Raw genomic sequence first — 17,050 nt, forward strand, 5'->3', positions numbered from 1 at the left:
GCGGCCACCCGGGACGACCGGGCGGAAACGCATCGGGACGTGGCGCAGCTTGGTAGCGCACTTGACTGGGGGTCAAGGGGTCGCAGGTTCAAATCCTGTCGTCCCGACTCAAGAGAGTCGTAGATCAGGGCCGGTATCGGAGAAATTCGATACCGGCCCTGATCGTTTCCGTCCAGTACGTCAGCCGGGACCATCCCCCGCAGGTGGATGGTCCCGGATCACCCGGTGTGTGCCCTCTTCATGCATCAGGCCCCGCTGCCCCGTATCACGGAGTGCCCGGAACCGGCGTACCCGGCCGGCCGGCTCCTGGCGCCGCGCCGATCGGCAGGCAGTGTGCCGCCGGGTGCTCGATGGCGAGGTCCGGCCGCCAGGCCGCCAGGACCTGGGCCGAGGGGTGGAACAGCGGCTCCGGGATCTCGTCGAGCCCGGTCCACCGCCATGCGCTGATGAGCTCGGGCTCGGTCACCTCGGGGACTTCGGACCCCACGGTGACCTGGGCTCCCATCGAGATGCGGTTGATGCCGCCCACCACGTCGTGCACCATCGCGAATACGGTCACCGCGTGCTCGGCGACCTCCAGTCCGGTCTCCTCGCGCAGTTCCCTCACGGCCGCGGCGGCGATGGACTCGTTCGTGGGATCGACCTTGCCGCCGGGCAGTTCCCACGTACCGCTCCGGTGCCGTCCCAGCAGGATGCGGCCCTCCTGGTCCTGCACGATGACGCCCACACCGAGCGCGGCCTGTGCCACCGGCGGACGGGTGTTGCGGGTATGACGGTCGTCGGAATCAGTGGTCATGCCGTGTGCTCCCTGCGCGTACGGAACGGGGGCGCCGCGCCGATGTGCGGACGCGGCGCCCGGAGGCGTCAGCGGTCCTGCGACAGCGCGTACAGCTCGGCGAAGAGGCCGCCCGCGTCCGTCAGTTGTCCGAAGGTCCCTTCCTCCCGGATGCTGCCCTTGTCGAGGACGATGATCCGGTCGGCCATTTTCACATTGTCCAGGCGGTGGGTGACCACCAGGGTGATCCGGTCCCGTGCCATCCCGCGCAGCTCCGAGAAGATCCGGTGCTCACCCCGTGCGTCCATCTCGCTGGTGGGCTCGTCGAGGATCAGCAGGCCGGGGCTGCGGTACATCGCGCGGGCGCACGCCAGCCGTTGCCACTGACCCCCCGACAGCTCGTGTCCGCCCCACAGGGAGCGGGCGAGCAGCGTGTCCAGACCGGCGGGCAGCTCCCGGATCACCTCGTCCATGCCGACCTGTTCGGCGGCCTGCCACACCAGGTCGTCGCCGTGCGTCCGGGGCTGGCCGAGGTCGATGTTCTCGCGTGCGGCGAGCGGCCAGTGGCCGTTCTGCTGGGGTACGAGGCCGACATGTCGCCATACCGATTCGGCGTCCGCCGTGGCCAGGTCGGTGTCGTCCCAGTGCACCGAACCGGCGGTGGGGAGCGTCAGCCCGGTCAGCAGGCGTACGAGCGTCGACTTGCCGGCCCCGTTCTCACCGACGAGCGCCACGACCTCGCCCCGGCGCAGCGTGAGGGAGACCGGGTGCAGGGCGGGCGTGCGCTTCTCCGGATAGCTGAAGGCGGCCCCGGTGAGCCGGATCTCGGCGGGGGCCTCGGGCTTCGCGCCGCCGCGGCGGGTGGTCAGTTCCCCGGCCCGGCCGAGGAAGCGGTGGTAGTCGTCCAGGTAGAGGGCGTGGTGGAACATCGCCGCGCCGTAGCGGATCACCGAGTTCAGTGAGCGGCCCGCCGTCTGGGAGGCGACGATCGCGGTGCCCGCGAGGGCGAGTGTCATCCGGTCCGACACGACGAGCGCGGCCAGCGAGCCCCACATCCCGACCGTGAACACGCCACTGAGCGAGGCGGCGAAGGTGTTGACCCGCAGGTGCAGCGGGGCCGCGGCGAGCGCTCTGCCCTCCACGCGGTCGCACATCGTGCGGTACCAGAAGTGCAGGTAGGGGCGCATGGTGTTGGCGCGCAGCTCATCGGCGAGTGTCGGCGTCGTGAGGAACCACCGCATCATGCCCCGGGTGTTGCGGGCCGAGACGGACGCGTCGAACACCCGGTAGTCGATCCGGGCACTGATCACCCCGCCCATCCCGCGCGGCACCACGGACAGCAGCAGTACGCCGAGGAGCAGCGGGTGCAGCACGGTGAGCACGGAGGCGGCCGAGACGAGCTGCACGAGGCCGTTGGTCATGTTCTTGGCGTCCTCGGCGAGGTCGACGGCCCGCAGGGCGCCGGTCTCCGCCGCCTGGCTGCGGTCGGTGAACCCCTCCTCGTCGTACGCGGAGAGCTCGACCCGCATGAGCAGGTCCACCATCGCGAGGTCCGCGGCCGAAGCGACCTGCGGGTTCAGCCTGCGGGTGGCCCAGTCGGCCACGATCCACGCGCCCGAACCCGCTCCGAGGGCGACGCCCGCCACCAGCAGCGAGGGGCCGGCCTCCCGCAGACCCGCCGCCGGGTGGGTGGCGCCGAACAGGGGCCCCATGGCGTCCGCCACGGCGGCGAGCATCACGGCGGTGCCGATGCCCGAGAGGACCTGGCAGACGAGCACGGTCGCGACCATGCGCCGGTCGACCGACCAGGCCAGCCGGAAGGTGGCGCCGAGCGCCGCCGGGATGCGGCGTGCCATGTCCACCAGCGACGTGTCCTCCATCGCCCGGGAGTGCGCCCGGCCGGTGTAGCCCAGCTCGGGCGGCGCGGAGGGGCGCGGAGCCCCGGCCCTGCCCTCCTGGCGGGGCACGGAGGCGGGGGAGTGTCGCCCGGCGCCGCTGGTGACGCGTCAACGCCGGGCACGGGGGACAGGCCGAGGGCCGCACGGAACACTTCGAACGTGCGATGAACGCGCAAACGTGCACGGCGGGTACGGACAGAACTCATCTGCTCCTCCTGGAACGGTGTCGTCGGACACGAGCGCCCGGACAACGCCGCTGATCAGAAGGGCGTAACGGAGGAGTGGGGACTACTTGTCGAAGGGATGTTCGCGTGAGGGCGTGTAGCCCGTGGAGTCTCAGGCGCGGCGACCGTAATCCTGCGTTCGAATCACTCATGCGGGGGAAGGCGCTCGATCGGGGGATTGCGTTGCGTTGGTGAAGCGCCCGCGACCGGCGCGTTCCCGCTGTCGCCGGGCTGATGTGAGGGGCACTTGCGAAGGCACACGCGTACGGGTTCTGCGGAGGCCGCCGACCTTGTCATGGCCCGCGCCTGTGGTTCTTGTCATGCACGTTGCCCATGCCCGGCATGGTCCGCAGGCGAGCGCCACGCCTGGGACGGTGGCGTCAGACGGCCAGCCGCAGTGACGTGGCGCAGACGCCGAGCCGGACGGTCTGGCCCCAGGTCAGTTCCAGGGCGTCGGCCTCCATGCCGTCGCCGAACACCACCAGGCGGTCCGACTCGACGGTGAGCGCAAGGCCCTGGCCGCGCGCCAGTTCACCCGCCACCAGGGTCGTGCCGGTCGCGGGCGACGGCCACGCCTCGCGTACGAACCACAGCAGCCGGGGGTCCGAGGGGCGGGCAGGCTCAGGGTGCTGCCGCGCTCCAGCCAGAGTGAGCGCAGCCAGCCCGTCGCGCCCGTGCCGGTGCCGACCAGGACACCCGACGACGCCTGGGCCTCCCCGGCGCGCGGGGCGCCGTCGGCGGCCAAGTGGTAGCGGGCGGTCTGGTGGCCGGGCGGACCGAGGTAGATCTCGTTCAGCGCGATCAGCCGCTGGGTGTCGTCCGCCACCGCCTCGACCATGGTGAGGTCGTCCACCAGGGCGCCTGGCCCGGCCGCCGCACGCAGCAGGGCCGGGGCGTCCTGGGCGCGGTGTCGTACGAGAACCCCCGGATTGCGTCCGGGATCGGTGTCGATCCCGATCACCGGCTGGCCCGACAGGTACTTGGCGGCATTGGCGACCAGCCCGTCCTGGCCGACCACGACCACCACGTCCTCCGGGCCGAAGAGGAAGCGGTCGAGGTCCTGGCGCTCCACCCGGGAGCGCCGCCACTGGAGCGGGACGGCCGCCGCCACCTCGGTGAGCGCCTGCCGGGTGCGGTGATGGCGCAGGGCCACCTCCTCGATGGACCGGCCGCGCCGGGCGAGGAGGAAGGCCGCCTGGCCGTGGGTGCCGTGCCGGGCCAGCAACTCCTCGTACTCCGTGGTGCGGTGGACCAGCACGGCCCGCGGCGCGAGGCTCACGGCCGCGTCCCGGTCTCGGGGCGGCCGAGCTTGGCGAGCAGCCCGGTGAGGAGGTCGGGGGAGAGGGTCAGGCTGTCGATGCGCGGCAGGTTCTCCGCCAGCCGGGTTGCGGCCAGCGCGTGCAGGGTCCCCGGGTCGACATCCGCGTGGACGCGCAGCCAGGCGGCCTGGGCCTCGGCGCGGGCCGCACCGATGTCGCGCGCCGCCTCCGCCTCCGCGCGGGTGAGGCGCACCTTGCGGCTGGCCTCGGCCTCCGTGCGCACTCCGTCCGCCGCTGCCTTCTCCTCGGCCTCCCGTCGTGCGTTGATGCCGCGCTGGTCCACCAACTGTTCTTCTCTGCGGGCCAGTTCGATCTGGCTGGCGAGCTCGTTCTCCGCGATGGTCCGTTCGCGTTCGACCGCGACGGCCCGGCGTTCGTAGGTGGCCCGGTCGGCCTCCTGCTGGATCTGCTCGCGCGCGGGGGTCCGCAGGGCGCGCTCGACCTCCGCCTCCGGGCGGATGGCCACCACGCGCACGGCCACCACGTCGATGCCGGTGTCGGGCAGGCGGGGTTCGGCGGCGAGCCCGGCGGCGACCCTTTCCCGTACGGCGACGACGCCGTCCACGAGCGCGACGGCGAGGGGCGTGCGGGCCAGAACGTCGAGCGTGTGCTGCTGGGCGGTCTCCGTGAGCAGGGTGCCGATCTGCTCGAGCGGCGCGCTGCGCCAGGCGCCGGTGTCCGGGTCCACGGAGAAGTCCAGCCGCGCCGCCGCTCCGGCCGGGTCGCTGATCCGGTACGTCACGGTGGCCTGCACGGTGACGTCCTGGAAGTCGGCGGTGCGGGCGTGGAAGGCCATGGCGAGTTCGCGGTCGTCGACGGGGATTTCGGAGAGCGCCGCGGTCAGCGAGCGGTACCAGAAGCTGAGCCCCGTGCCGTCGTGGCTGAGCTTGCCGCGCTTGTGATGGCGGATGTGGGCGGTCGGCGCGGAGCGCAGGTGGCGCCAGCCGAAGCGCCTGGTGATGTCGGCCATGTGTATCGGCTCCCTTGTTGTCGTCACTCAGACGATAATGAGGGGAAAGGTTATTCGTCAAGCGGACGAAAAGGGGGGACCGGTTCACTGTGACGGCGAGTGTCACCGTTCCCCGTTCCTCCGTCAGGAGGCCGGCGGGTGAGAGGGGCCGCCGTGCGCCGGCCCGGAGAGGCGGCCGGCCGGTGGCCCCTCGCGAGGTCACCGGCCGGACGGTGCGCCGCCCCCGTCCCCACGGTGCGGCGCGGGCGGGCCGTCGTCCTCCGCTGGGGCGACGGCCACGTTCTTCAGGCCCCGGAGGGGGCCGCCTGGGCGCCGAGGCCCAGCGCGGGCAGGACCGAGCTCTCCACGAAGCGGGTGAGGTACGCCTCATCGGCGTACTCCATCTCCAGCAGGGGCCGCGCCCTCATGACGCCCAGGAGCTGCGCGGCCACGAACTCGGCCGCCGGGGCGTCGGGCGCGATCTCGCCACGCTCACGGCCGCGCCGGACCATGTCCTCGATCGCCGCGATCTGCGGCAGGATCAGCGCCTCCCGCAGTGCGCACAGGAGCTCGGGGCTCTGCAGGGCGGCGTGGCTCAGCGCGTGGGACAGCGGGGTGTCGTGCCCGGAGGCGGCGCCGATGGCACGCGCCGCCTCCCGCAGGTCGCCCGCGAGCGAGCCGGTGTCGATGGGCGGGAGCAGCATGCGCCTGGTGCCGTGCAGGGCGGCCACCACCAGCTCGGGCTTGGTGCCCCACTGCCGGTAGAGCGTCGACTTGCCGCAGCGGGTGCGGGCGGCGACTCCCTCCATGGTCAGCGCCTCGTAACCACTTTCCCGGATCAGGTCCAGCACCGCCGCGTAGAGCTCCTGCGCCCGCTCCGGAGTGATCTTCGACCGGCGGGACGTGGCTGCTGAATCCTGCGCGGGGTCGTGCGACGACATGTGCTTTCCCTCTCAGCGGCGGTGCGACGAGGACCTTCGGTACGCAGTCTACCGATACGTGGGTGTACCGATACGGTCGCGTATCGGTACACTGGCGTATCGATAAGGCGTGGACCGGACCACGCCGCCTAAACAGCGCTTCGTCAGCAAAGGGGCACCGGGTGATGTACGCCCGCAGCGAGCCTGCGCAACGGGAGCCGGACAGTTCTGCCCGACCACCTCTCGTCCGTGAGCTCCTTCTCGTCGCAGGACTCTTCCTCGTCTACAAACTCGGCCGACAGGCCGCGAACGGACACGTCGAGGAGGCGTTCCGCAACGCCGGACACGTCTGGAGCTTCGAGCGCGCCGTGCGACTGCCGGGCGAAGGGGCGGTACAGGCCCTCCTGCTGCGCGGCGACACCCTGGTCCACGCGGCGAACACGTACTACGCGACCGTCCACTTCCCGGCCACGCTGCTGTTCCTGCTGTGGCTGTACCGGCGCCGCCCCCGTCACTACGTCTGGTCGCGCCGCATCCTCGCGGTGCTGACCGGAGCCGCGCTCGCGCTCCACCTGCTCTTCCCGCTCGCCCCGCCCCGCATGCTGGACGCCGCCGCCCTCGTCGACACCGGTCAGGTGTACGGCCCGACGGTGTACGGGGACACACCCGCGACGGACTCCATGGCCAACCAGTTCGCCGCGATGCCCTCCCTGCACTTCGGCTGGGCCGCCATGGTCGCCGTGGGCCTGATCGTCGCGACCCGCTCCCGGTGGCGCTGGCTGTGGCTGCTGCACCCGGCGGCCACGCTGCTCGTCATCGTGGGCACCGCCAACCACTACTGGCTGGACGCCATCGTCGTATCGGCACTGCTCGCCGTCGCTTTCGCCGCGCTGCGTCCGCCGCATACCGCCCGGCCCCGTGTCCACCACCCGTGGCCCGCCATCCCGGTGCCGAGCGCCGCGACGGCGCTCGCCCGGGCCGGAGGCCCGCGATGAACGCCACCCTCATCGCGGTCGCGCTGTCCCTCGTCTCCGCCGCCGCCTACGCGCTGGCCGCCGTCGCGCAGGCGAGGCTCGCCGGACGCACCGAGCCTTCCACCGGGGTGCTGCGCATGCTGCGCCGGGGCGCCTGGTGGTCGGCGGTCGGTCTCAACGCCGCAGGCGCGCTGCTGCACGTGGTCGCGCTCAAGTACGGTCCGCTGACCCTGGTCCAGCCCCTCGGCGCGCTCACGCTCGTCGCCGCGGTCCCCCTCGGCGCGCGCTCGGCGGGGCGCCGGGTCACCCGTACCGAATGGCGCGGCACGGTCCTGACCCTGCTCGGCCTCGGCGCGCTGCTGCTCGCCGCAGGCGGTGGCGGCGCCGCGCACCGGACGCTGACGCTGCCGGAGGCGCTCGGCGTCGGAGGGGCGACGATGGCGGTCGTCGCCGTACTCGGCAGGCCCGGCTCCCGGCCCGGCCTGCGGCACGCGACGGCGGCCGGCATCACGTCCGGAGTCGCTTCCGCGCTCACCCAGACCCTCACGGTCGCCGTCACCGACCACACCACGGGCCCGCTGGTCAGCTGGCGGCTGGTGACCGTCGCCCTGTTCATCTCGGTCTTCGCGATGGGCGGTCTGCTGCTGGCGCAGATCGCGTTCAGGCGCGGCCTCGGCGCTCCGCTCGCCGTCGTCACGCTGGCCAACCCGGTGGCCGCCGCCGCTGTCGGGACGGCGCTGCTGGGCGAGCGGCTCCAGGGCGGGGTGGCCGGCCTGGTGTCCGCGCTGTTCGGCACCGCCGCTGCCGTAGGCGGGGTGATCCTGCTCAGCAGGGCCACCGCGAAGGCGGCCGGGCCGGCCGCCGCGGACACCGTCCCGCCGGCCGCCCCGGCGCCGTCGCGGGTGGTCATCTGCAGTCCCCGCGCACGTCACCGGCAGCCGCGTGGCGCCGAGGCGGTGACCTCGCGGGCGGGGTGAGCACAGGCAGTTCCGCTTGGTCTCAGCCCTCGGCAGGGGCGGGCTCGTCCAGTGCGGCGGGGCCTTCGCGGAGGACCGGCTCGTCGGCAAGGGCCCTGGTCAGCCAGCCGATCCAGAACGTCTCCATGTCGATCCCGCCGCGCAGGACGATATGCCGCAGCCGGTCCTCGTCGGCGGTCCGCTCGGGCGGGAAGTCCCGCTCCTCGATACGCAGGTACTCCTCCAACTGGCTTCGGTGCAGGGCGAGATGGCGGCGCAGCTCCGCACCCAGCCCCTCCGCGCCGACGACCGCCGCCGCCCGCATGCGCAGCAGCAGCGGATCGCGTACCGGCCGGGGGTCCTCGGGCAGCGCGATCCAGGCCGCCAGTTCCTCGCGGCCCGCGGGCAGGACCTCGTACTCCTTCTTCTGCCCACGCGCCGGCTGAGCCGACGGCAGGGCCCGGATCTGCCCGGACCGCTCCAGCTTCCCCAGCTCGCGGTAGATCTGCTGGTGCGTGGACGACCAGAAGTAGCCGATCGACCGGTCGAACCTGCGCGTCAGCTCCAGCCCCGACGACGGCTTCTCCAGCAGGGCGGTGAGGATCGCGTGGGGGAGTGACATGGAGTGCATCCTAAGGAGAGGCGGTCCCGGCGGTTCACAGGGTCGCGGCGAGCTCCGTACCCTGGCGGATCGCCCGCTTGGCGTCCAGTTCGGCCGCCACGTCGGCGCCGCCGATCAGGTGCACCGGCCGGCCGGCGGCGGCCATCTCCTCGTACAGCGCCCGTCGCGGTTCCTGGCCCGCGCACAGGACGACGGTGTCGACGGCCAGCACGTGCCGCTCGCCGTCCACGGTCAGGTGGAGGCCCTCGTCGTCGATGAGGTCGTAGGAGGCCCCCGCGATCATCGTGACGCCTCGGTGGCGCAGTTCGGTGCGGTGAATCCATCCCGTGGTCCTGCCGAGACCGGCCCCGACCTTGCTCGCCTTGCGCTGGACCAGGTGCACGGTGCGCGGCGGCTTCGGCCGCTCGGGAGCGCGGAGCCCGCCCCGGCCCGCGTACGAGGTGTCGATGCCCCACTGCCGGGAGAACACCTCGGCGTCCAGCGAGGCCGCGTCACCGCCGTCCGTGAGGAACGCGGCGACGTCGAAACCGATACCGCCCGCGCCGATGACCGCGACGCGGTCGCCGACCGGTGCCCCGTCCCGGAGCACGTCGAGGTAGCTGACCACGCTGGGGTGGTCCACGCCCGGGATCGCGGGGGTGCGGGGCTCCACGCCGGTCGCGATGACGACCTCGTCGAAGTCGCCGAGCATCTCCGCCGTGGCCCGGGTGCCGAGCCGGACCTCGATGCCCTGCTCCCTGAGCCGCGTACGGAAGTAGCGCAGCGTCTCGTCGAACTCCTCCTTGCCGGGAACGCGGCGCGCCACGTCGAGCTGGCCGCCGATCTCCTCGGCCAGGTCGAACAGCGTCACCGCGTGCCCGCGCTCGGATGCCGTGACCGCACAGGCCAGACCGGCCGGACCCGCGCCGACGACGGCGACGTGCTTGCGGGTCCGGGTCGGCAGGAGCACCAGCTCGGTCTCGTGGCAGGCGCGCGGATTGACCAGGCACGACGTGATCTGGAGGCTGAAGACGTGGTCCAGGCACGCCTGGTTGCAGCCGATGCAGGTGTTGATCGCGTCGGCGCGGTCCGCCGCCGCCTTGACGACGAAGTCGGGGTCCGCCAGGAACGGCCGGGCCATGGACACCATGTCGGCCCGGCCCGAGGCCAGGATCTCCTCGGCGACCTCGGGGGTGTTGACGCGGTTGCTGGTCACCAGGGGTACGGAGACGGCGCCGCGCACCTTCTCGGTCACCCAGGTGAAGGCGCCGCGCGGCACCGACGTGGCGATGGTGGGGATGCGCGCCTCGTGCCAGCCGATCCCGGTGTTGATGATCGTGGCGCCGGCCGCCTCCACCTCGCGGGCCAGCTGGACGACCTCCTCCAGGGTGGAGCCGCCGGGGACCAGGTCCAGCATCGAGAGCCGGTAGATGAGGATGAAGTCGGTGCCGACACGCTCGCGGACCCGGCGCACGATCTCCAGCGGCAGCCGGATGCGGTTCTCGTAGCTGCCGCCCCAGCGGTCGGTGCGGTGGTTGGTGGCGGCGACGATGAACTCGTTGATCAGGTACCCCTCGGAGCCCATGATCTCGACGCCGTCGTACCCCGCGCGCCGCGCGAGCCCGGCGGCCCGGACGAAGTCCTCGACGGTCTCCTCCACCTCGTCGTCGGTCAGTGCGTGCGGGGTGAAGCCGCTGATCGGAGCCTTGAGCGCGCTGGGCGCGACCAGGTCGGCGTGGTGGGCGTACCGCCCGAAGTGGAGGATCTGCATCGCGATCCGGCCACCGGCCGCGTGCACGGCGTCGGTCACCTGGCGGTGCTGATCGGCTTCGGCCTCGGTCGTCATCTTCGCGCCGCCGGGGAACGAGCAGGCGCGCGCACTGGGCGCGATGCCACCGGTCACCATGAGGCCGACCCCGCCACGGGCACGGGCCGCGTAGAAGGCTGCCATGCGTTCGAAGCCACGCTCTGCCTCCTCCAGGCCGGTATGCATCGATCCCATGACCACCCGGTTGGGAAGGGTGGTGAACCCCAGGTCCAGAGGGCTCAGCAGGGTGGGGTACGGGTTCATCCGGCGTCTCCTCGCGCAGTGTCGTCGAGCCAGTTGTAGACCAGGGGAGGCGCATTGTGCAACAAGTTGCATAATGACGTACGTCGCACTCGCGGCGGGCACCGCGCCCGGACGGCGTAGCACGATCGCACCCGGAGTCTCCGGTCCGAGGACAGTGGACGCGTACTGCTCGCCACCCCATCCCCGGGAGACACCCATGGTTTGCCTCAACCGGCGTGACCTCGGCCTGCTCGTCCTGCGCGTCGGTACGGGAGCGGTCCTCGCCGCCCACGGTTCGCAGAAGCTGGCCGGCTGGTTCGGGGGCGGTGGGATCCGAGGGACCACGGCCGCCATGGAGGCCATGGGCTTCCAGCCGCCCAGGCACAGCGCGGTCGCCGCCGGACTGGGCGAGGCGGGCGGCGGGGTTCTCCTCGCCCTCGGGCTCGCCACACCCGCGGCCGGAGCCGCTGCGGCCGGCGCGATGGCGGGCGCTGTGGCCGTACACGCGCCGGCGGGCTTCTTCGCGCAGGGCGGCGGGTACGAGTACCCGGCCTTCCTCGGCTTCACCGCCGCCGCGATCGGGCTCAGCGGCCCCGGCCGCTACTCGCTGGACGAGGTCACAGGGCACGTCCTGGACGGGCCGTGGGTGGTCGCCCTGGCCTTCGCCGGAAGCGCGCTCGCCGCGGCCGCCGTCGTCGGCAGGCGTGCCAAGGGGCAGGCGGCCCGGGTTGAGGCCGAGGCGGAGTAGGCCGCGGGGTCCGGCAGTCGTACGGCGCTGAGGAGGGCCCGCAGGTGCCTGGCACGCGGAGGGGGAGACCTCACGCGACCTGCTGCTGCCGGCCGGGGGAGCGGCCCGGGACGCGGCCGAGCTGGTGACCGGGCTGCGGGTGCGCCCCGCCCGCGTGCGGAAACCTGCACCTCACCGGTGGGCTGATCGTCTCGGAGCGGGTCTGGCACCTGTCGAGCGGCCCGCGGCTGTGCTCGCCGCCCTGCGCGGACACTTCGGCGCACCGGGCCCAGGGGCAAGGGACGGCGCGGTCGGTGTTCACGCTGGACGGGGAGGGGTGAGCAGCCGGTGAAGGGCTCACGCCTCCTGATACGCCGGGCATTCGGGGGACGGACGCGCCCCGGACGCTGACGGCGACGCGAGCACGCCCAGCAGCCTGGCCACCTCGGACTCCACGGCGTGCCGGGCGGGGCCGAGGTACCTGCGGGGATCGACGACCTCGGGCGCCGCGTCCAGCTGGTCGCGCAGGGTGCGGGTGAAGATCTTGTTCAGATGTGTGGAAATGTTCACTTTCGTCATTCCGGCTGTCACCGCTCGCACGAGACCGCTGTCACCGACGCCCGACGAGCCGTGCAGCACCAGGGGGACCCGGACGGCTGCCCGGAGCCGTGCGATGAGCGCGAGGTCGAGCACGGCGTCCCGGGTGAGCATGGCGTGCGAGCTGCCCACGGCGACGGCCAGGGCGTCGACGGCCGTGGCCGCCACGAAGGCCCGGGCCTCCTCGGGGTCGGTGCGAACTCCGGGGGCGTGAGCGCCGTCCTTGCCCCCGACCTCCCCCAGCTCGGCCTCGACCCAGACGTGCGCACGGTGGCAGTACTCCGTGACGTCCCGGGTGGCGGCGAGATTCTGCTCGTACGGGAGCTTGGAGGCGTCGAACATGACCGAGGTGAAGCCGAGTTCGACCGCTTCGTGGACCAGCTCGGCTGATTCCGCGTGGTCGAGGTGGACCGCCACCGGTACGCTCGCGGCCCTGGCCAGCGCGAGGGAGGCGAGGCCGATGGGGGCGAGTGAGCCGTGGTAGCGGACCGTGTTCTCGCTGATCTGGAGGACGACGGGCAGACCGGCGCGCTCGGCCCCGGCGACGATGGCCTGGGCGTGCTCGATCTGAACGACGTTGAACGCGCCCACCCCTGACCGCCGGGTGTACGCGGAGCCGGTGATGGCATCGGTCGGGCTGAGGGGCACGGGTCTTCTCCACGGAAGCGGTGAACGGCATTCCGCGTAGGCGGCGGCTGCCTGCTCAGTACGGTGTCGCACCGCTCGTGTGATGTCAACATCTGCTCGCAAGCTGCCTGTTTCGAGCAAGTGCGAGCAAAATGAAGAGGGGTTCGGTGCTCCTGGAGCACCCGGCAGCCCTACCGGTGGTCGGCACCGGCCGCTGGGCCCGGGCCCTGGCGCCGCGCGGACCGTACGGACGGGTCATCAGGCGCCGGTATCAGCGCCGCTCGACGGGGCCGCTGTCCGCCGTCCGGCCGGATTCGGCGGGACGGCGCCGTAGCCAGCAACCGGAACCCAGTGCCGAGACCAGGCTGGACAGGACCAACGCGGCCAGCAGCACGGTGAGCACATGCCGGCGCGGCATCGAGGGGGTGGCGTGCGCGAGGGGCAGGGAGGCCAGGGCGACGGTCAGCCCGTAGGCGGTGACCAGATAGCCCACCGCCGAGAGTGACACCTGCACATCGGCCGAGACGAGTTCGAGCAGCCCGATCGGCAGGTTCTCCGTGGTGTTGAAGGTGAACGCGGCCAGCATCAGGGCCGCGAGGACGGCCAGTCTGTGCCGGCGAGGATGCCGAAGAGGAGTGCCGCGGTGGAGGTCAGGGCGAGCCAGGTGCCGAGGGTGTAGTGGAGCAGGTTGCGGCGCTGGGCGCCTTCGGCGACGTACAGCAGGCCGACGACGAAGCCGGAGCCCGTGGGCCAGAGCAGGGAGTGCACGTCGGGCATGTCGAGGGTGGATGCCAGGCCCGTGATGACGAGGAACAGGGCGGTGAAGGCGGTGACCCAGGCAGCGCCGAGGAGTTTGCCGGAGAGGACGACGGGGAGTGGTGCTTCCGGCGGCAGGGGCCTTGCACGCGGGGGTGTGGTCCGCCTTGATCGCGCAGGCTGTCGCGTGAGCAGGGTGCCGGGAGGCTCTCTCCCCGGCGGTCGGGCGGATGGGCGGACAGGCGCGTTTCCGGCGCGGGCGCGGTGAGTCGGCGCCGCTCAGGTGGCTGTGGCGGGGTCTGATCGCCGGCACCGTCGGCGGTGTCGTGATGACTCTCGGCGAGAAACTTGAGCAAGCCGTCACCGGTCGCCCCGCCTTCCACCTGGCCTCGCAAGGAGCTCGTCGTCGACGTGCTGCACAAGGCCGTCTACGCCTTCGCCACGGGAGCCGTCGCCGACGCGCTCGCCGCACGCGGCGGTCCGGGACCCGGACAACGCCACGCCGCCGTCCGCCCCGGTCGGCACTCCGACGTCGGGCCGCTGGCCCGTAGGGACGCCTATGGCCGGTGAGACGGAGGAGAAGGCCCATCGAAAGCGGAGAAAACGGGAAGGCGGAACGTGATGATCGACGAGGCTCTGCTCCGCGAGTTGCTGGACGCGGCCGACGACGACTCCGCCCTGGTCCTTCTGGAGGGCCGCGCCCGGGTGGCCGACCGGGCCACCCGCCGCGGCGATGACCTCCGGGGCGCGGCGGTTGTACTCACAAGGGCGGAGCTCGTGGACCGCCTGGGCACCGCCCACCCCGCCCCACAGGCCATGACCCTGATGGCCGCGTCGCTGGACGACGCGGTCGGCAAGCTCGGCGGCTGAAGCCCTCGCTTTCGGACGACCGGTCTCAGCCGGGCGGGTCCCGTCGAGTTGGGCCGTCACGATCATCCCTGGGGGGTGCAGGGCCGGGCGATATGGCCGAGCACTCCGTCCCTCCCCCTCCACGGCACGCGCGACGGCGACGGGGGTGGGAACGACTTCCCTCCTCCGTCGCCGTCCCGGCCCCTCACCATTCGGGTCACTATTCGGGCCGGATGACCGCGCGGACGCAGCCGTCGGACTTGTGCTTGAACATGTCGTACGCGCTGGGCGCCTCGTTCAGGGTGACGCTGTGCGTCGCGAGATGGGACGTGCTCAGCTCCCCGGCGGCGACACGGTCCAGCAGCATGGGGATGTAACGCTGGCCGTGCATCTGGGCGCCCCACAAGGCCGGTCCTCTGTTGATCACCGCGCCGAGGGGGAACCTGTCGAGCCCCGTGGGGCCGCAGCTCCGGGCTACTCCGTGCGCAGCCCCTCCGGCCGCATCAGCCGCAGCAGCGGTGGCAGGCTGAGGAGGGTCACCGCCAGGACGACCGCGCCGCCGATGCCGGCCATGGCGAGGACACCGGTCCAGTCGACGCGGACCGGAGTGCCCGTCATCTTCAGGAGCACCGTGCCCAGCGTCAGGCCCACGACCGAGGCCAGCAGCAGGCCCAGGGCGACGGGGATAGCGGTCTGCCACAGTACCGACAGGCTCAGCGTGCGGCGCCGGGTGCCGAAGGCCACCAGGGCCGACAGCAGCCTCCTCCGCTCTCGCAGCTGCTCCAGCTGCGAGACCAGCAGGCTCGCGCCGATCAACGCCAGCACGCACGCCGCCCCGACGAACAGACCGGTGCGGATGGCGTCGAACCGGCCGCTGCGCTCCGTCTCCGCCCACGTCACGGCGTTCGCCAGCGGATCGACGGCCGCCACGGTGTTCCGCACCCGGTCGTGGACGTCCGGTACCGACTCGTCCAGCCTGAGGTAGGCGTGCCCCTCCAGGGCCGGCGCGAGCGTGTCCGGCACGGCCTTCGGCGTGATCAGGATGCCGCCCCGGTCGATCCCGGCCAGCAGACCGTGACGCGGCTTCGCCGCCTTCACGCCCTGCGGCACCGTCCAGGGGATCTCCAGGCTCTTCGGGGTGCCCTCGTACGACGGGTCGAGGTACAGCTTCCGTCCCGGGGCGGCCAGCTTCGCCACGTCGACCCCCGAGTCCCACTCGGCGCCGTGGACGGCGAACACGTCCCCCTCGGCGCACGAGGGCAGATCGGCGATCTCCCGCAGCGCGGTACAGCCGCCCACCGTCACGGTCGTGGTGGCCTCCGGGTCGCGGGCGCGGTCACCGAGATGGCCCTCGGAGTAGTCGTACACCTCGTTCACTCCCTTGGTGTCCCGCAACCTCTCGGCCGCCGGGGCCGGCGGCACGGCGTTCGGCAGGGTCACCTCCATCTGCGCCCACGCTACGTCCTGCCCGGTGGACCTGGTGTACTCCTCCTCGGCGCCCGCGAACAGCATCTGCAGCGCGATCGCCCCGGCGACGGCCACCGCGATGCCGTTGACCATGCGGGCCGCCGTGCCGCTGCTCATCTGCAGCCGGCGCACGGCCAGCTGCCAGGCGACGCCGCCGGCACCGAGCCGGGCGACGACCGTCTCCACGATCCACGGCAGCAGCGCGGTCACGCCGACCAGGAGCAGCACCACACCGCCGGTCACCAGGTACTGGTTGAAGTCTCCGTTCTCCCGTCCGTTGCCGATCATCGGGTAGAGCATGGCAAGCCCCGCGAGCGGCAGCAGCAGCCGCCACCACAGCCGGCGCCGGGGCGGCCGGCCCGAGCGCACCACACCGAGCGGCTCGATGACGACTCCGCGCAGTGCCAGCAGCGTCACCAGCACCGCCGCCGTCGGCACGGCCACCGCGACCAGCAGGGCGAGCAGCGGCGAGGGGTTGAGATAGCTCGGGAACACGCTGATGCGGAACACCTCGGCGGTCCCCGCGAGCTGGCGCCCGACCATGAAGAACCCGGCGCCGAAGACCAGCCCCAGCATCGCGCCCGCCAGCGCCTCACCGGCGGCGATCCGCCGGGTCATGCCGCTGTCGGAGCCCACCAGCCGCAGCGCCGCCAGCCGCCGGTCCCGCCGCTCCCCGCCGAACCGCACCGCCGCCGCGATGAAGACCGCGACCGGCATCAGCAGCACCACGAAGAGGACCAGGATCAGCAGGAGCAGCACCGGATCTGACCGCTCGGAGGTCGTGTTCGGGGTGCCGTACCCGTCGATGCGGGCGATCCGGCCACTGTCGATGTGCGGCGCGAGCCCTTCGGCGCCCTGGTAGAAGGCGAGTTCGGCCGAGCCGATCAGCCCGCTCTCCCCGATCGTGCCGACGATCCGGTCCGGCAGCCGCTCGCGCAGGAGCGCGCCGGAGTCCGACTCCAGCAGCTCCTTCAGCGCGGGGGAGAGCACCATCTCGCCCTTCGCCGGGAACCGCTCCACCCCGGAGGCAGCGGCGCCCGCGGTCCCTCGGGTTCCAGGGCCCGGCCCCGGATGCTGTCGTCGCGGAAGTCCGAACCGACGTTGGCGACCACGAGCGTGTCGTCGGCCTTCGGCAGCCGCTCATCGATGAAGGTGATGTCGGTGCGGGCGGCCTCCCGCTCGTGGCGTACGTCGAGCGCGTTGGGCAACGCCGTCGTCAGCAGAAGCAGCGCCACGCCGAGCCCGACGCCGACCGCCGTCAGCACCGCCCGCGTCCATCCCTCGCGCCCGCCGGTGAAGGCGAACCGGACGCCCATGGCCAGGTCCGCGGCCACACGCCGCGTCCAGCTCCGTCCGCCCGG

At 72.6% G+C, this 17,050-nt stretch carries 14 protein-coding genes, 1 tRNA gene and 4 pseudogenes; 7 read left to right on the plus strand and 12 right to left on the minus strand.

What is annotated here, in order from left to right:
* Window positions 1-33: 33 nt before the first annotated feature.
* Window positions 34-107: transfer RNA gene (locus tag Sfulv_RS25560), tRNA-Pro, on the plus strand.
* Between the two features lie 158 nt (window positions 108-265).
* On the opposite strand, the gene Sfulv_RS25565 is transcribed toward Sfulv_RS25560, so the two are convergent.
* From Sfulv_RS25565 to Sfulv_RS25585, 5 genes and pseudogenes are all read right to left on the minus strand, one after another.
* Entirely contained in the window at window positions 266-796 is a 531-nt protein-coding gene (locus tag Sfulv_RS25565) for a nucleotide triphosphate diphosphatase NUDT15 (protein WP_173316832.1), read from the minus strand.
* A 68-nt stretch (window positions 797-864) separates the two neighbouring features.
* Window positions 865-2,655 (minus strand): ABC transporter ATP-binding protein, encoded by a 1,791-nt coding sequence (locus tag Sfulv_RS25570; protein ID WP_173318222.1) that lies wholly within the window; start codon window positions 2,653-2,655, stop codon window positions 865-867.
* Window positions 2,656-3,277: 622 nt separating this feature from the next.
* Window positions 3,278-4,176, minus strand: a pseudogene (locus tag Sfulv_RS25575) (hypothetical protein).
* Window positions 4,173-5,186: an SPFH domain-containing protein gene (locus Sfulv_RS25580; RefSeq protein WP_173316833.1), complete on the minus strand. Its 1,014-nt coding sequence runs from the start codon at window positions 5,184-5,186 to the stop codon at window positions 4,173-4,175. Before Sfulv_RS25580 ends, Sfulv_RS25575 begins: the two are co-directional and overlap by 4 nt.
* A gap of 284 nt (window positions 5,187-5,470) precedes the next feature.
* Entirely contained in the window at window positions 5,471-6,106 is a 636-nt protein-coding gene (locus tag Sfulv_RS25585) for a TetR/AcrR family transcriptional regulator (protein ID WP_173316834.1), read from the minus strand.
* 161 nt (window positions 6,107-6,267) lie between these two features.
* Here Sfulv_RS25585 and Sfulv_RS25590 point away from each other — a divergent pair, with 161 nt between their 5' ends.
* Window positions 6,268-7,080 carry a phosphatase PAP2 family protein gene (locus Sfulv_RS25590; protein WP_173316835.1) on the plus strand — a complete coding sequence of 271 codons (813 nt, stop codon included), beginning with the start codon at window positions 6,268-6,270 and terminating at the stop codon, window positions 7,078-7,080.
* Complete coding sequence (locus Sfulv_RS25595; RefSeq protein WP_173316836.1) at window positions 7,077-8,036, plus strand: DMT family transporter; 960 nt, start codon at window positions 7,077-7,079, stop codon at window positions 8,034-8,036. Before Sfulv_RS25590 ends, Sfulv_RS25595 begins: the two co-directional genes overlap by 4 nt.
* A 22-nt stretch (window positions 8,037-8,058) precedes the next feature.
* On the opposite strand, the gene Sfulv_RS25600 is transcribed toward Sfulv_RS25595, so the two are convergent.
* Entirely contained in the window at window positions 8,059-8,637 is a 579-nt protein-coding gene (locus Sfulv_RS25600; RefSeq protein WP_173316837.1) for a PadR family transcriptional regulator, read from the minus strand.
* 34 nt (window positions 8,638-8,671) lie between these two features.
* On the minus strand, window positions 8,672-10,687 hold the full coding sequence (locus Sfulv_RS25605; protein WP_173316838.1) for an NADPH-dependent 2,4-dienoyl-CoA reductase: 2,016 nt from the start codon (window positions 10,685-10,687) through the stop codon (window positions 8,672-8,674).
* 196 nt (window positions 10,688-10,883) lie between these two features.
* Here Sfulv_RS25605 and Sfulv_RS25610 point away from each other — a divergent pair, with 196 nt between their 5' ends.
* Complete coding sequence (locus Sfulv_RS25610; protein ID WP_173316839.1) at window positions 10,884-11,414, plus strand: DoxX family membrane protein; 531 nt, start codon at window positions 10,884-10,886, stop codon at window positions 11,412-11,414.
* Between the two features lie 37 nt (window positions 11,415-11,451).
* A pseudogene (locus Sfulv_RS30780) lies at window positions 11,452-11,617 on the plus strand (3-carboxy-cis,cis-muconate cycloisomerase); the annotation flags it as partial.
* Window positions 11,618-11,750: 133 nt separating this feature from the next.
* On the opposite strand, the gene Sfulv_RS25615 reads toward Sfulv_RS30780, so the two are convergent.
* From Sfulv_RS25615 to Sfulv_RS25625, 3 genes and pseudogenes are all read right to left on the minus strand, one after another.
* Window positions 11,751-12,638 carry a class II fructose-bisphosphate aldolase gene (locus Sfulv_RS25615; RefSeq protein WP_173316840.1) on the minus strand — a complete coding sequence of 296 codons (888 nt, stop codon included), beginning with the start codon at window positions 12,636-12,638 and terminating at the stop codon, window positions 11,751-11,753.
* Between the two features lie 322 nt (window positions 12,639-12,960).
* Window positions 12,961-13,203: pseudogene (locus Sfulv_RS25620) on the minus strand (MFS transporter); the annotation flags it as partial.
* The gene (locus Sfulv_RS25625) at window positions 13,203-13,394 is read right to left on the minus strand and encodes a hypothetical protein (RefSeq protein WP_246353233.1); all 192 of its coding nucleotides are present in this window, start codon (window positions 13,392-13,394) and stop codon (window positions 13,203-13,205) included. The gene Sfulv_RS25625 and the pseudogene Sfulv_RS25620, both read right to left, overlap by 1 nt.
* Before the next feature lie 327 nt (window positions 13,395-13,721).
* Between Sfulv_RS25625 and Sfulv_RS25630 the strand changes: the two genes are divergently transcribed.
* A complete protein-coding gene (locus tag Sfulv_RS25630) occupies window positions 13,722-13,943 on the plus strand; it encodes a hypothetical protein (RefSeq protein ID WP_246353234.1) in 222 nt (73 codons plus the stop codon).
* A gap of 51 nt (window positions 13,944-13,994) precedes the next feature.
* Complete coding sequence (locus tag Sfulv_RS25635) at window positions 13,995-14,243, plus strand: hypothetical protein (protein WP_173316841.1); 249 nt, start codon at window positions 13,995-13,997, stop codon at window positions 14,241-14,243.
* Window positions 14,244-14,442: 199 nt separating this feature from the next.
* Here the strand turns inward: Sfulv_RS25635 and Sfulv_RS25640 are convergent, their stop codons facing one another.
* Together Sfulv_RS25640 and Sfulv_RS25645 are read right to left on the minus strand one after the other, a co-directional pair.
* A complete protein-coding gene (locus tag Sfulv_RS25640) occupies window positions 14,443-14,649 on the minus strand; it encodes a hypothetical protein (RefSeq protein WP_256669108.1) in 207 nt (68 codons plus the stop codon).
* Window positions 14,650-14,696: 47 nt separating this feature from the next.
* A pseudogene (locus Sfulv_RS25645) lies at window positions 14,697-17,005 on the minus strand (ABC transporter permease).
* Window positions 17,006-17,050 lie beyond the last annotated feature (45 nt).

It is taken from the genome of Streptomyces fulvorobeus (genome assembly GCF_013167895.1).
GTDB lineage: Bacteria > Actinomycetota > Actinomycetes > Streptomycetales > Streptomycetaceae > Streptomyces > Streptomyces fulvorobeus.